This window comes from Streptomyces sp. NBC_00461, assembly GCF_036013935.1.
Taxonomy (GTDB): domain Bacteria; phylum Actinomycetota; class Actinomycetes; order Streptomycetales; family Streptomycetaceae; genus Streptomyces.
Genome location: NZ_CP107902.1, coordinates 8,298,205 through 8,311,955, shown reverse-complemented (window position 1 = coordinate 8,311,955; position 13,751 = coordinate 8,298,205). Strand labels below are relative to the sequence as shown.

The 13,751-nt window shown below is 71.8% G+C and carries 13 protein-coding genes and 2 pseudogenes; 6 read left to right on the top strand and 9 right to left on the bottom strand.

What is annotated here, in order from left to right; all coding sequences use genetic code 11:
• Nucleotides 1-21: 21 nt before the first annotated feature.
• Nucleotides 22-191 (top strand): annotated as a pseudogene (locus tag OG870_RS38555) (polyphosphate kinase 2); the annotation flags it as partial.
• Nucleotides 192-266: 75 nt separating this feature from the next.
• Here the strand turns inward: OG870_RS38555 and OG870_RS38550 are convergent.
• Genes OG870_RS38550 through OG870_RS38540 form a run of 3 tightly spaced genes read right to left on the bottom strand, consistent with a single transcriptional unit; the run spans nucleotide 267 to nucleotide 3,108 of the window.
• Nucleotides 267-1,148: a universal stress protein gene (locus OG870_RS38550; RefSeq protein ID WP_266525666.1), complete on the bottom strand. Its 882-nt coding sequence runs from the start codon at nucleotides 1,146-1,148 to the stop codon at nucleotides 267-269.
• Nucleotides 1,149-1,153: 5 nt separating this feature from the next.
• Nucleotides 1,154-2,176, bottom strand: coding sequence for an alcohol dehydrogenase AdhP (adhP, locus tag OG870_RS38545; RefSeq protein WP_266591511.1), 1,023 nt, complete (start codon nucleotides 2,174-2,176; stop codon nucleotides 1,154-1,156).
• 26 nt (nucleotides 2,177-2,202) lie between these two features.
• Nucleotides 2,203-3,108 (bottom strand): universal stress protein, encoded by a 906-nt coding sequence (locus OG870_RS38540; RefSeq protein ID WP_266591509.1) that lies wholly within the window; start codon nucleotides 3,106-3,108, stop codon nucleotides 2,203-2,205.
• A gap of 144 nt (nucleotides 3,109-3,252) precedes the next feature.
• Here OG870_RS38540 and OG870_RS38535 point away from each other — a divergent pair.
• From OG870_RS38535 to OG870_RS38525, 3 genes and pseudogenes are all read left to right on the top strand, one after another.
• Nucleotides 3,253-3,501, top strand: a pseudogene (locus tag OG870_RS38535) (STAS domain-containing protein); the annotation flags it as partial.
• A 447-nt stretch (nucleotides 3,502-3,948) separates the two neighbouring features.
• On the top strand, nucleotides 3,949-4,413 hold the full coding sequence (locus OG870_RS38530; RefSeq protein WP_266591507.1) for a cyclic nucleotide-binding domain-containing protein: 465 nt from the start codon (nucleotides 3,949-3,951) through the stop codon (nucleotides 4,411-4,413).
• A complete protein-coding gene (locus OG870_RS38525; RefSeq protein WP_266525658.1) occupies nucleotides 4,410-5,069 on the top strand; it encodes a CBS domain-containing protein in 660 nt (219 codons plus the stop codon). The genes OG870_RS38530 and OG870_RS38525 overlap by 4 nt, the downstream gene beginning before the upstream one ends.
• A gap of 133 nt (nucleotides 5,070-5,202) precedes the next feature.
• On the opposite strand, the gene OG870_RS38520 is transcribed toward OG870_RS38525, so the two are convergent.
• Nucleotides 5,203-5,631: a hypothetical protein gene (locus OG870_RS38520; RefSeq protein WP_266591505.1), complete on the bottom strand. Its 429-nt coding sequence runs from the start codon at nucleotides 5,629-5,631 to the stop codon at nucleotides 5,203-5,205.
• 331 nt (nucleotides 5,632-5,962) lie between these two features.
• Between OG870_RS38520 and OG870_RS38515 the strand changes: the two genes are divergently transcribed.
• Complete coding sequence (locus OG870_RS38515) at nucleotides 5,963-6,664, top strand: response regulator (protein ID WP_266525654.1); 702 nt, start codon at nucleotides 5,963-5,965, stop codon at nucleotides 6,662-6,664.
• A gap of 75 nt (nucleotides 6,665-6,739) precedes the next feature.
• Here the strand turns inward: OG870_RS38515 and OG870_RS38510 are convergent, their stop codons facing one another.
• The 4 genes from OG870_RS38510 to OG870_RS38495 form a co-directional block, all read right to left on the bottom strand.
• Nucleotides 6,740-7,540 (bottom strand): universal stress protein, encoded by an 801-nt coding sequence (locus tag OG870_RS38510; RefSeq protein WP_266927221.1) that lies wholly within the window; start codon nucleotides 7,538-7,540, stop codon nucleotides 6,740-6,742.
• Nucleotides 7,541-7,668: 128 nt separating this feature from the next.
• The gene (locus OG870_RS38505) at nucleotides 7,669-10,038 is read right to left on the bottom strand and encodes a glycoside hydrolase family 65 protein (protein WP_327691964.1); all 2,370 of its coding nucleotides are present in this window, start codon (nucleotides 10,036-10,038) and stop codon (nucleotides 7,669-7,671) included.
• Nucleotides 10,035-10,808 carry an HAD family hydrolase gene (locus OG870_RS38500; RefSeq protein WP_266843215.1) on the bottom strand — a complete coding sequence of 258 codons (774 nt, stop codon included), beginning with the start codon at nucleotides 10,806-10,808 and terminating at the stop codon, nucleotides 10,035-10,037. Before OG870_RS38500 ends, OG870_RS38505 begins: the two co-directional genes overlap by 4 nt.
• Before the next feature lie 2 nt (nucleotides 10,809-10,810).
• Nucleotides 10,811-11,686 carry a universal stress protein gene (locus tag OG870_RS38495; RefSeq protein ID WP_266525648.1) on the bottom strand — a complete coding sequence of 292 codons (876 nt, stop codon included), beginning with the start codon at nucleotides 11,684-11,686 and terminating at the stop codon, nucleotides 10,811-10,813.
• Nucleotides 11,687-12,079: 393 nt separating this feature from the next.
• On the opposite strand from OG870_RS38495, the gene OG870_RS38490 reads away from it, so the two are divergent.
• A complete protein-coding gene (locus OG870_RS38490; protein ID WP_266525647.1) occupies nucleotides 12,080-12,586 on the top strand; it encodes a flavodoxin domain-containing protein in 507 nt (168 codons plus the stop codon).
• A 65-nt stretch (nucleotides 12,587-12,651) separates the two neighbouring features.
• Here the strand turns inward: OG870_RS38490 and OG870_RS38485 are convergent, their stop codons facing one another.
• Complete coding sequence (locus OG870_RS38485) at nucleotides 12,652-13,722, bottom strand: zinc-dependent alcohol dehydrogenase family protein (protein WP_266843217.1); 1,071 nt, start codon at nucleotides 13,720-13,722, stop codon at nucleotides 12,652-12,654.
• Nucleotides 13,723-13,751: the final 29 nt, after the last annotated feature.

The window sequence follows — 13,751 nt, the reverse complement described above, 5'->3', positions numbered from 1 at the left end:
TCAACGGGCGGTGGAGACGGCATGGCCTGCAAGAAGGCGGCGACAGTCCCGCGCATGACGTACGAGAGGAACTGCTGTGCCTGCAAACGGAGTTGGTGAAGCTGCAGGAGTGGGTGCGCGCGGAGGGCGCACGCCTGGTCGTCGTGTTCGCGGGGCGGGACGCGGCGGGCGAGGGCGGCACCGTCGAGCGCCGTCGACGGGCTACGGGCGCCCGCCGCGCGATCTGCAGACCTACGTCTCCGATCACGCGGCGAGCCTGTATCCGGTCACGGCGCCGGCACCCGCTGCGGGACGACGGCGACGGGGCAGGCGGAGTGGTGCAGCACCGCGTGGGCGACGCGGCCGAGTTGGAGCCCGAAGTGCCCGCCGCGGCGCTTGGCTCCGACGACCAGGAGGTCGGCCTGGGACGAGGCGTCCACCAGCACCCGGCGGGCATGGCCCTCGACGGTGCGGCGGTGCACCTCGACGTCGCCCGGGACGTCCTGCAACGCGCCCTCCAGCGCCTCCACGGCCCGCTCCCGGTGCAGCCGGGCGGGTTCTCCGGCCATCAGCGGGTGATCGGTGCTCTCGTGCGCGGGGCACCGCCAGGCCCGTACGGCCTCCAGAGGCACTCCGCGGCGTCGTGCCTCCTCGACCGCGAAACGCACGGCCGGGGACTCCTTCCCGTCCTCGCCGACGCCCACGACGACGCGACCGCGCCTCCCGGGCGTCGCCCGGTTGTCGTGGCTGCCGCGCAGCACGATCACCGGGCACTCGGCGTAGGCGGCCACGGACAGGCTGACGGAGCCCAGCAGCAGCTCGGTGAGACCGCTGCGGCCGCGGGAGCCCATCACCAGCGCCGAGGCGTAGCGCCCCTCCCGCGCCAGGGCGTACTCGGGCTCCTCCGGCAGCACCTCGGCCGTGATTTTCAGGTCCGGATGGCGCCGGCGCGCCCTCCCCGCCGCGCTGTCGACGATGTCGTCGGCCAGCACCTCCTCGGACGGCCTCCCGAGGTCCTCAGCGAGCGCGGTGCCCTCGTAGCGCTCCCACAGCGAGGCGTACACCACCCGCAGCGGCACCCCGCGCAGCGCGGCCTCGTCGGCCGCCCAGTCGACGGCACGCAGGCTGGGCTCGGAGCCGTCCGTGCCCACGACCAGGGGCTGTTCCATCGTCGTCACCCTTCCGCTGCGAAGTCGAACACGATGCGGGCCTTGACCTGGCCGCGCAGCACCTCGTCGATGGACTCGTTGACGGCGGCGAGCGGACGGGTCTCGTGAATGACCCTGGTGCGGCCGGCCGCGTGCAGTTGGAACACCTCGGCGAGGTCCTGCCGGGTGCCCACGATGGAGCCGATCACCGAGGTGCCGTTCAGGACGGTGTCGAAAATCGGGACCTGGATCGTGCCGTGGGCCGGCAATGCCACCATGACGAGCTTGCCGCCGCGCCGCAACCCGGAGTTGACCGCGGTGAACGCGGCCTCGTTCACCGCAAGGGCGATCGCGGCGTGAGCGCCGCCGTGCTCCTTGAGCACCTGGCCGACGTCCTGCTTGCGGGCGTCGATGACGATGTCGGCGCCGAGTTCCGCGGCGAGTTCGAGCTTCTCGTCGGTGACGTCGATCGCCGCGACGGTCGCTCCGGCGATCTTGGCGTACTGCACGGCCAGATGGCCCAGTCCGCCGATGCCGGAGATCGCGACGAGCTGGGCCGGCTTCACGCCTGCGACCTTGAGCGCCTTGTACGTGGTGACGCCGGCGCAGGTCAGCGGGGCGGCGTGGACGGCGCTGACACCCTCGGGAACCGGCTGGGCGAAGTCGGCCCAGGCCAGCATCTTCTCGGCGTACCCGCCGTCGCAGCCGTATCCGGTGTTGATCTGCTGCTCGCACAGCGTCTCCCAGCCGGACAGGCAGTGCTCGCACCGCCCGCAGGCCCGGCCGAGCCACGGCACGGCGACCCGCTGCCCGACACTCAGGTGGGTGACGGCGTCGCCGAGCTTCTCGACGAGGCCGACCCCTTCGTGGCCGGGCACGAACGGGGGGTTCGGCTTGACGGGCCAGTCGCCGTGGGCGGCGTGGATGTCGGTGTGACACAGGCCGGAGGCCTCGAGGCGGATCCTGACCTGGCCGGGGCCGGGCTCGGGGTCGGGGCGCTCCTCGATGACCAGGGGCTCACCGAAGGCTCGTACGACCGCTGCCTTCATGGGTTCAACTCCTTCAGGAATGGGTGTCAGTTGTGGGCGACGACCGCAACGGGGGCGGTGGCGTGGTGCAGTACGGCGTGTGTGACGGGGCCGATGTGGGCGCCGAGCGGGCTGCGGCGGATGCGCCGGCCGACGACGACCAGACTGGCCTCTCGCGAGGCGTCGACCAGGTGGTTGGCCCTGCTTCCGGCGCGGGACTCCTCCACGACCTCGACGTCCGGGTACTTCTGGCGCCAAGGGCGCACGACCGCGGCCAGGGCCGCGGACTGCTGGCGGACGATCTCGTCATGGAACTCCGGGTCGACGGACAGGCCGTAGGTGTAGTAGGGCGGCAGGTTCCAGCCGTGGACGACCCGCAGGACCGCGGAGCGCCGGATGGCCGCGTCGAACGCGAACTCGATCACCGAGTCGTCCGGGCCGTCGGGATCCAGGCCAAGCACGACGGGCCGGTACGGGGCGGCCGCCGACGGAATGCCCACCGGGTCCGCCTGGTGCTCGTCCGCCGCCTGCTCACCGGCGCGGACCAGGACCACTGGGCGCTCGGCGTGGGCCACGACGGCCAGGCCTACGGAGCCGACCATGAACCCACCGATGCCGCTGAAGCCGCGGGAGCCGAGGGCGAGCAGTTCGGCGTCCTCGGCCGCGTTGACCAGGACCTCGGCGGGCTGGCCGCTCGACTGCTCCATGGTCACCTCGATGCCGGGGTGACGCAGGCGGAGGCCCTCGAGGGTTTCGCGGGGAATGCGTTCGCTCCAGTGCTGCTGGGTCTCGGCTCCGAGCAGGGGGGCCTGGGCCATGGGGTCCGGCACGGGCTCCCACACGTTGACGATCTTCAACGGCAGGCCGCGCAGCTTCGCCTCGCGAGCCGCCCACTCCACCGCGGCGCGGCTTTCGGACGAGCCGTCCAGCCCTGCGGCAACGGTGCGCACCATGGTTGTGCCTCCTCATCGGGGATGTGCTTCCAGATTCGGCGCCACAGGGGTCGATGCTGCAGGGGCCGCAGGTCCCCGACCGGGTGCCGACCGGCCCAACGAGGTGGTGGGCGGGGTCCGCCCGCCGCCATCTACGAACAGATGGGCACGGTCCACTGGTTCGTCCTCAACACCGCGGCGACTGTGGAGGTGGACATCACCGCCCTGGACGCGGTCGACGACCTGCGCCGCGAACTCACCCGCCGCGGAATCGTGTTCGCCCTCGCCCGGGTGGAACAGGACCTCCTGGACGACCTGGAGGCGTACGGGCTCGCTGAAGCGGTGGGCAGGCAGCTGATCTTTCCCGCCCTGCCGACCGCCGTGGCCGCGTACCCGGGCGCATGGTGCCGTGAGGGCCGGCCGTTTCAGCGCCCCACGGGGGTGCGCACGACAGGCCGCTCCGGCCGGCGCGGCGCCCCGGTCGTCCCGGTGCCCGACGCCCGCCGCGCGGCCCGGCGCTGCTGCGACCGCAGGTACAGCGCGTCGAGCGCTGCACTGAGCACGAAGGTGACGGCCATGGCGATCACCAGGAGAACGGCGAACTGCCGCCAGAACTCCGGAGTCAGGCTCGTACCCATGGTTTTCCACCCCTTTCTGCTCTGGGTTTCCGCTCTGGGCTTCTGCTCTGCCCAGTGGCTCTCACCACCATCGAACCGCAGGTCGGCGGGTGGCACAGGGTGCCACCGGGGTGGAGCAGGCCGCCGGGTGGCCCGTTCTTGGGGTCGGGTGGCCCATGGTCTGTTCCGGGCCTCGCGCACACGCTGGAACTGGTAGGTCCGTACGCCTTACTGGAGGCACGCCATGAACGCTCCCGCAACCACGAGCATGCCGCGGGCGCTGCCTGCCGAGCACCGGCAGCAGCTGATGCGGATCGCCCGGGAGGTCTCGTTCCCCCAGAGCACCCGGCTCTTCGAGGAAGGCGGTCGCGCCGAACGGTTCTGGATCATCCGCACCGGCACGGTCGACCTCGACATGCGTGTGCCCGGCCGCCGGGCCGCCGTCATCGAGTCCCTCGGGCACAACGAACTCGTCGGCTGGTCCTGGCTGTTCCCCCCGTACACCTGGCACCTCGGCGCCGAGGCGGCTACGCCGCTGCGGACGTACGAGTTCGACGCCACCGCCGTGCGGGACCTGTGCCGGGAGGATCCCGCGTTCGGCCGGAGCGTCGCCCGGTGGGTGGGCGAGGTCGTGGCCCACCGCCTCCAGGCGGCCCGCATCCGGCTGCTGGACCTGTATGCCCCTTACGGCAGCGGGAGCCTGCGGTGAACGCGTCCCCGCACATCGTGAGTGACGTGATGACCCGCACCGTCGCCGCCGTCCGCCGCGGGGCGGCTTTCAAGGACATCGTGCGGACCCTGCAGGACCGGAAGGTCAGCGCGGTGCCCGTCGTGGACACCGGGAACCAGGTCGTGGGCGTCGTCTCCGAGGCGGATCTGCTGCCCAAGGAGGAGTTCCGCGACAGCGATCCCGACCGGTACACGCAGTTGCGGCGGCTGTCCGACCTCGCCAAGGCCGGCTCGGTCACCGCCGGTGAGCTGATGACCTCCCCCGCCCTCACCGTCCGCGCGGACGCCACACTCGCGCAGGCCGCGCGAACCATGGCGCGGGCCCGGGTCAAGCGTCTGCCCGTCGTCGACGAGACGGGGTGTCTGGAGGGCATCGTCAGCCGGGCGGACCTGCTCAAGGTGTTCCTGCGTGATGACGAGGAGATCGCCGAGGAGGTCCGGCGGGAAGTCGTGTCGTACCTTTTCCCCGCACCTTCGTCCGCGGTACGGGTCGAGGTCCGGGACGGCGTCGTGACGCTCGGCGGCCGGGTCCGCGACACCTCCCTCGTGCCCGTCGCCGCGCGCCTGGTCCGGGCAGTCGAGGGGGTCGTGGACGTGAAGTTCGCACTTGGCGGACCGGACTCGACCACAGCCTGAGACGTGCAGGAGCGGTCCGCGGTGTCCGCGGACCGGCCCGTTTCGCCTCAGCCGGTCGTGTGCTCCCACTCCCGCCCGACCCGCTCCCATTCGGCACCCCACCGCTCGGTGGCCCGCCGCTGCACACGCAACCTCACCAGGCACCCGCCGCCCAGCACCACCAGCCCGGTGGCCGGCGCCCAACTCCACTACCGGCCAGCACCACACGGGTCGACGCCTCGACGGACGTCACCGGTGCGCTCACCAGCCGGCCCCGCCCGTCCGTCCACGCCGGCACCTCGCTCCCCGGCCTCGCCGAGGGCTTCACGTCCACCGTTCCCGTACGGACGGTTCGCTTCCCGTCTCTGACATCGGTCCAGTGCACCGTCCCCCGCACCCGGTCGTACCTGATACCGGTGACCACGTCCCGGCCACTGCCGGGCACGGCCTTGACGAGCACCACGACCACCGGACGACGTCCCGCCCGATCCTGCTCCACCGCGTGCTCGACGGCCTGCGCCCCGACGACCCCGGCGGCGACCGCCCCACCGTCGCCACCGTCCAGGCGGCCAGCACGATCCACGCCTCCACCACGTCGCTGTGCCTCCGCAGCGGATTGCTCCGCCAGCGGATTGCTCCGCCAGCGCCATCCCAGGACCTTCACGTGTCTGGCCTTCCGCATCGGTCGCACCTCCATACGGGCGTAATGGGCACGGACACACCTAAAAAGTCTCACCACGACGTCGCCCATGGGAGGGGCCAACCGGCCCTGAGCGGGCAGATACCGGTCAGGGCGCGCCGCGGACAGGAGTGGGGCCGGTCGGCCCTAGTGCGTCCGGCCCCGGCGAGTGATGATCGTCGTGACGCACGGTCCGCAGTCCGTGCGTCACACCTCCGTGGAACAAGGGGTCGACATGACCGAGGTACACACGTTCACGGCGCAGGACCCGATCCGCGTCTTCCTGCTCGACGACCACGAGGTCGTCCGACGGGGCATTGCCGACCTGCTGGAGGCAGAGCCGGACATCTCCGTCGTCGGCGATGCCGAGAACGTCGAGCACGCGCTCGTCCGGGCTCCGGCGGTGCGACCCCATGTGGCCGTCCTGGACGTACGCCTGCCGGACGGGGACGGCATCTCCGTCTGCCGCGAGCTGCGCAGCCGTATGCCGGAGCTGGCCGTGCTGATGCTGACGTCGTTCGACGACGAGGAGGCACTGCTCGACGCGATCATGGCCGGGGCCTCGGGCTACGTACTCAAGCAGATCAAAGGTACGGACCTGGTCTCGGCGGTACGCACGGTCGCCTCGGGCCAGTCCATGCTGGACCCGGCGACCACCGCCCGCTTGATGCGGTCCCTGCGCGCCGAGCCCACCGAGGAGCCGGCTCTCGCCCCCGAACTGGCGGGCCTGTCCCCACGCGAGCGGGAGATCCTCGCGCTGATCGGCGACGGACTCACCAACCGCGAGATCGGCAAGCGGCTCTATCTCTCGGAGAAGACCGTCAAGAACCATATCTCCCGGCTGCTGGCCAAGCTCGGCGTCCAGCGCCGCGTCCAGGCCGCCGTTCTCGCCACGCACCTGGAACAGCCCGAACCGGGAGACCGTCCCGCGCGGTGATTCACGACGTTTGGCGGCCCGGCGGTGTGTTCCGCCGGGCCTGTTTCGCGGCCACCGCCGCCACGACCTCAGCGGTCACCGCTTCCCGGAGGGGACCAGAGCGACAGAGCAGTGTGCGTGCCGCACGATCGCACGGCCGTCCGGGGCCGACAGCGCGGCCGCCGTGCCGCGCCACCGCCGCACTCCCGCCACGACGAGCTGGGCACTGACGCTGGCCTCGGCGAGGGCGCGGTGACGGCGGCCCCGGGCCGCCCGAGGGCGCACGGTGACCTCCGGGTACTTCTCACACAGGCCGAACAGGGAGCCGGCGGACGAACGCCGGTCATGGCGGTGGTGCAGGACCACCAGATCCACGCCGCGCTCGGAGGCCTCGGCGAAGGCGAATCCGGCCGCTTCCCGGGCCGCCGTCGACACGTCCGCCAGTACGACAGGACCGGTTTGGTTCTGCCTGCCGCGCACGACCAGCACCGGGCAGGACCCGTGAGCCGTCAGATGCCCGGCAATCGAGCCGTGCAGCAGACCCCGCAACCAGCTCACGCGATGACTCCCCACCACCGCGAGCGACGCGGCACGTGCCTCGGAGTCCAGCACCGACACCGGTTCGCCCATGAGGACTTCACGTGTGACGGCCAGGTGCGGCGCCACCTTGCGGGCCCGGAATTCGGCATCGGTCAACACCTCGTTCACCCGGTCCCGCAACCCGGCGCCGTCCGGATCCCAAGGCGCGACACCGGGCGGCACCGGACCCGAGGACCACGCCAGGGCATGCACCAACTCCAGGCCCACCCCTCGCCGTTCTGCCTCCCGCGCGGCAGTTTCCACAGCCGCCAGACTCGACGGCGAGCCGTCAACTCCCACCACAACCGGACCGTTCATGGCAGCCCTCCCTTCAGGTGGTCCCAGCCTTCTCCCGCCGGTCCCCTGCCGCACTGGGCCGTACGGGCCCCGAGGGCCCACCGACCGGCCCTTCGGCATGCCCAGCCGGGCTCGGCCGCAGTTCACCGTCAGCCTCCGAGCATCAGCCGCCCCGTCTCCCCCGGCTGCAGGCAGACCGCCCGGTCCGGCAGTCGTACGTCGATCGGTGAGCCGTCCGAGGAGGGCACCGCGATCTCCAGCAGACCGCGCTCCAGCCTGAGTTGCACTCCCCAGTGCCCCTGGTAGCGCAGGGTGAACCCGTACGAGGACAGTTCCGGCAGCGGCACGGGGTCGAGCCACAACGCCCCACCCCTTGTCTCCAGGCCGGTCAGCCCACGCTGGACGAGGTCGAGCGTGCCGGCCATGGCGCCCAGATGGATTCCCTCGCCGGTGGTGCCGCCCTGCACGTCCGCGATGTCACCCCGGAGGGCCTCCTGGCAGAACTTCCACGCCTCCGCGCGCCGGTCACGGGCGAGGACCCAGCCGTGGACGAGGCCGCTGAGCGTGGAGCCGTGGCTGGTGCGCTGCAGGTAGTGGTCGACGGTGCGCCGCCAGGTGTCCTCGTCGAGCCGCAGCCCCAACCGCCGGAACACGCCTTGCAGTTCGGCCGGTGCGAAGAGGTATCCCAGCATCAGTACGTCGGCCTGCTTGGAGGCCCGGTAACGATTGACGGTGTCGCCCTCCGCCTCCAGGATCCGGTCGAGGCGCCTGATGTCGCCGTACCGCGCGCGGTAGCCGTCCCAGTCGAGTTCGGCGAGGTCGCCGTAGCCCTCGAACTGGCTGATGACGTCGTCGTGGAAGGGGACGTGGAGGGTGCGCGAGACGTCCTCCCACTGTTCGAGTTCACCGCCGTCCAGCCCTGCGCGCTCGACGAGTTCGCGCCGCCGGGGTTCGGGAAGGGAGCCCACCAACTCCAGCGTGCGGGTCAGCACCCAGGCAGCCGTGACATTCGTGTACGCGTTGTCGTCGAGGCCGGGCTCCTGCGCGCCGGGGTATGCGTCGTGATACTCGTCGGGGCCGACCACGCCCTTGATGCGATGCCGTCCGAGGGCCGCGTCGTAGACGGCCGAGTCCGCCCAGAAGCGGGCGATCTGCAGCAGCATCTCGGCGCCCTTGGTGTGCCGGAACTCGGTGTCGCCGCTCGCCTCGCAGTACTGCCACACGTTGTACGCGATGGCCGAGCCGACGTGGTGCTGGAGCCGGGAGTGGTCGGGCAGCCAGCGTCCCGAGCGCGGGTTCAGGTGCAGTCGCTGGGTCTCCTCGCGCCCGTCGCTGCCGCTCTGCCAGGGATACAGCGCACCGCGGCGACCAATCTCCCGGGCGGCGGTGCAGGCCTGTTCGAGTCGCCGGTGACGGTAGCGGAGCAGAGCGCGCGAGACCTCCGGGAAGTGCAGGTTGAGATAGGGCAGGACGAACAGCTCGTCCCAGAAGACGTGACCACGGTAGGCCTCGCCGTGCAGTCCCCGGGCGGGCACTCCGACGTCGAGGTCGGCGGTGTGCGGCGAGAGCGTCTGCAGGACGTGGAAGAGGTGCAGCCGCAGGATGGGGCCGGCCTCTCCGCCGACATCGAGGTCCGCGCGGCGCCAGAGCTGGTCCCAGGCCGTGAGGTGGGACTCGACCAGTTCGTCGAAGCCCGGGGCGCGGGTCACTCGGTCGATTGCGGCGTACAGCGGGTCGCTGATCGCCGGGTCGCGCGAGGTGTGCAGGGCGACGGTCTTGTCGACGGTCGCGGTGCGGCCGTCGGCCAGGTCCAGGCGCAACAACTGTAGGGCGCGCGGGACTTCGTGGCGGACCGTGACGGTTGCGTCGACGCTCAGGCGGGCCGCCATGCCGATCCGGATGTCCGACGTCCGGGTACGGCAGCGCAGCCACACGGTGTCCGGAGCGGCCGTGCCCGTGTGCACATGGGTGAGGTGGCGGCCGTCCAGATCTCGGTAGCGCGACACACCGGCGTTGGTGACGCCGCCGTCGAGTGCCGCCTCGACCTCGAGCCCGCCGGAGAAGCCCTCTGCCGTGAACTCGGTTCGCAGCGCGGCCAGATGAGCGTCGGCCATGTGCAGCAGGCGCTGCTGACGGACCGTCAGCACCCGTCCCTCGTCGAGGTCGTAGCGCGTCCGTCGCTCCAGCAGCCCGGCGGACAGGTGCAGGGTCATGCGGTGCTCGAGCACGGTCACGGTGTCGGGGGTGACCCACGACTGCCCGGGAAGGCGGAAGCGCAGCGGCAGCCAGTTCGGCACGTTGACCATGTCCTCGTTCTCCACCTGGTGGCCCGCCACGCCGGAGGTGAGCCGGTTGTAGCAGCCGGCCACATACGTCCCCGGGTAATGCGCCTCGTCCGCGGCGCACTCGGGCAACGCCCCCCGTGTGGCGAAGTAGCCGTTGCCCAGCGTGCACAGCGACTCTCTCAGGCGTTCGTCGGCGGGCTCGTAGCCCTCGTACTCCCAGGTCCAGCCCGTCACTTCGACGCTCCTTGGGCGACCAGTTCTCCGAGGTCGGATACGACGATGTCGGCTCCGTGCTGCAGCAGGCTCTCCCCCATGTCCGGACCGGCCGCGCGGTCCACACCGATCACCAGGGCGAATCCGCCGCGACGTCCCGCCTCCACGCCCGCCAGGGCGTCCTCGACGACCGCGGCGCGACCGGGTGGGACACCGAGGCGGCGGACGGCCTCCAGGAAGAGGTCGGGCTGCGGCTTGCCCGGCAGGCCCAGGCGGGCCGCCTCACCGCCGTCCACGAGGACGTCGAACAGGTCGAGTACCCCCGCGTGGGCAAGCAGTTCGCCGGCGTGGCGGGACGCGGAAGCCGCCGCCCGTGGTATTCCGGCCCGGCGCAGGGCACGCACCAGCCGTACCGTTCCGGGGTACGCGTCGGCCCCGTGCGCACGCAGCCGCTCGGTGAACAGGCACTCCTTTTCCGCCGCCACCGCGCTCACCGTCTCGGCCGAGGCGTCGACGCCGCGTGAGTGCAGGAAGGCCGTGGCGCCGTCCAGACGGGACTTGCCGTCAACGTATCGCAGATAGTCGTCCCGTACGTCGAACGGGCGGCGCCGGCCGGGGTCCTGGGGCGGGCTGGCGCGCAGGAAGGCGTCGAAGGCCTTCTTCCACGCCGCCGCGTGTACCAGGGCCGAGTCGGTGATCACTCCGTCGGTGTCGAAGACGACGGCGTGCACGTCCCGCAGCACCGGTGCGAGCGTGCTGCGGGACGTGTCGGGGGTTGGAGGGCGATGCACGGTCACGCCTGTTGCGGCACGATCGCCACCGGGCAGTCGGAGTGGTGCAGCAGCGTGTGCGCCACCCGGCCGAGCTGGAGGCCGACGTGACCGGTCCGACGCTGTGCTCCGACGATCAGCAGGTCTGCGGCGGCCGACCGGCCCAGCAGCACCTTGCGCGCCGGTCCTTCGACCGTGCTGCGGCGCACCCGGACCCCCGGATGGTCCGCGACCGCCTCCTCCACCAGGGCGTCGAGCAGGGCGGCCGCCCGCTCCTCGTGGCGATGCGCCGGGTCCTCGGCCAGCTTGGGGTGGTCGGCGCCTTCGTGGGCGGGGCAGCGCCAGGCGCGCACGACGTCCAGCGTGCATCCGCGTGCCTCGGCCTCGCGGAAGGCGAACCGCACCGCCTCACCGCCGGTCGCCGGCTCGTCCGCACCCAGCACGATCCGCTCGTGAGTGGCCTCCAGGCCGGCCTTGTCGCCGCGGACCACGACCACGGGCCCGTGCGCACGGGCCGCGACAGCCAGTCCCACGGAGCCGAGGAGCAGACCCGTCAGTTCGCCTCGGCCGCGTGAACCCGTCACCAGCACGGAGGCGTTGCGGCCTTCACGGAGCAGGGCGGACGCCGCTTCCTCGGCGACCACCTCGGCGGTGACCTTCACTTCCGGGTTGCGCAGCCGGGCGCGTTCCGCGGCGGACGCGACCACATGCTCTGCCATCACCCGCTCAGAGGGGCGTTCGAGGCTGTCGGACGGAACGGCACGCTCATAGCGTTCCCATTTCGAGGCGTACACCAGCCGCAAGGGCAGACCGTGCCGGGCCGCCTCGTCCACGGCCCAGTCGACCGCCGCGAGGCTCCCGTCCGATCCGTCGACGCCCACGACCAGGGGCAGCTCCATCTTCCCCACCGCCTTTCGTCGGTCTGTACGGGAGCCCCGCACAGGGCTCCACCTTCACCGTCGCACCCGCGGCCGGGCGGCAGCAGGGGTGACTCGGCCCCGGCCAGGGCCGTTCGGCCCATGGCGCGGCGTCCCGGGGAGGCGCGGATGCGCGAGAGAGGACCGCGCGCACGGGGATCGAGGGCCGTTCGGCCCGGCTGCCCGCCCGCTCAGCCCCTGGGCCGTCCGCCGTCCCGGCCGGACGCTTGAGGGGAATGGAGAGCAGGTCCCCATGGCAGACGGGCCTTCGCGAGGCAGACCCCTTCGACGACCATCGGCACTACAGGACGTGAAGAAGGGGTTATCAGGGACGGGCTGTGCGCTTGGGGACACGAGAAATGCCGAGGTGACGTCATGGACGTGCTGGTCGGGTACACAACCGCACACGGATCGACCCGAGGCGTCGCCGAGCGCCTGGCCACCGGGCTTGGCGCCGTGGGGCTGAAAGCCGAGGCGAGGCCCATGGAGGCCGTGGACGACGCGGACGCCTACAAGGCGTTCGTTCTCGGCAGTGCCGTGCACGGACAGGCCTGGCTGGACCCGGCCAGGGACTTCGTGCGCGAGAACCTCGATGTGCTGGGTCCGCGCCCCGTCTGGCTGTTCAGCGTCGGGATGCCGGCCGCCCTGCGCGGGCCGTGGCGGCGCATCGCTCCGAAGGAGATCCCGGTGATCGAGAAGGGTCTGCCCGGTCTCTCCTTCCGCGAGCACCGGCTGTTCTCCGGCGTCATCACCCGGGCCCATCTGCCGCGCGCCGGGCGGATCATGTTCCGGCTCGTCGGAGGCCGCTTCGGGGACTACCGCGACTGGGCAGCGATCGACCAATGGGCGTCGGAGATTGCCGACGTGCTGGCCCAGGGCTGACGCGGGCCGGCACCGGCGGGCGTGGCCGGCGCGCGTCAGCAACGGGCGGACGTGGTTTCCCCCCGTCATGCCGCGTGCACGGCGACGACCTCGCGCTGCTGCCCGCCGAGGACGACCTTGAGCGCTCCGGTGTCGGCCGCGTGGGCGAAGACCTCGTACGCCTCCTCCATACGGTCGAGCGGGAAGGTGTGGGTGACCAGTTGCGAGGTCGGCAGCCGACCCGACGCCGCCATCCGCAGAAGGGTGGGCGTGGAGTGGGTGTCGACCAGCCCCGTGGTGATGGTCACGTTCTTGATCCACAGGTCTTCCAGGTGCAGGGTCGCGGGCTTGCCGTGCACTCCGACGTTGGCGACGTGCCCACCGGGCCGCACCATGCGCGTGCACAGTTCGAAGCTCTCCGGCACGCCGACCGCCTCGATGACCACGTCGGCACCGAGTCCCTCAGTGAGGTCGGCGACCAGTTGCTCGGGGGCCTCGTGGGCGTCGGCCACGGCGTCGGCGCCGAGCTTGCCGGCTGCGTCCAGGCGGGCCGCCGCCAGGTCCACGGCGATGATGCGCTCGGGCGAGAACAGCCGAGCCGTGGCGATCGCGGCCAGGCCGATGGGCCCGGCCCCTACGACGGCGAGGGTGTCTCCGGGACGTACGTGCCCGTTGAGCACGCCCACTTCGTAGGCCGTCGGGAAGATGTCGGCCAGCAGCACGGCGTCCTCGCTGTCCACCGCACTGGGCAACGGATGGACGGAGAGGTCGGCGTACGGGACGCGCACGTACTCGGCCTGCGTGCCGTCGATGAGGTGGCCGAGGACCCAGCCCCCGCCGCCTCGGCACTGGCCGTACATGGCCTCACGGCAGAAACGGCACCGCCCGCAGGCACTGATGCAGGAGACCAGGACCCGGTCTCCGGGCCGTACGGTGCGCACGTCGCTGCCGACCTCGACGATCTCGCCGACCGCCTCGTGCCCCAGTACTGTGCCGGGCCGTACCTCGGGTACGTCGCCCTTGAGGATGTGCAGGTCCGTTCCGCAGATGGTGACGACACCGACCCGCACGATCGCGTCGGTGGGTTCCTGGATGCCGGGGTCGGGGACCTCTTCCCAGGCGGCCTGCCCGGGGCCGTGGAACACGTAGCCTTTCATGTCGCGCCTCGCCCTCCTCATCGCCTACG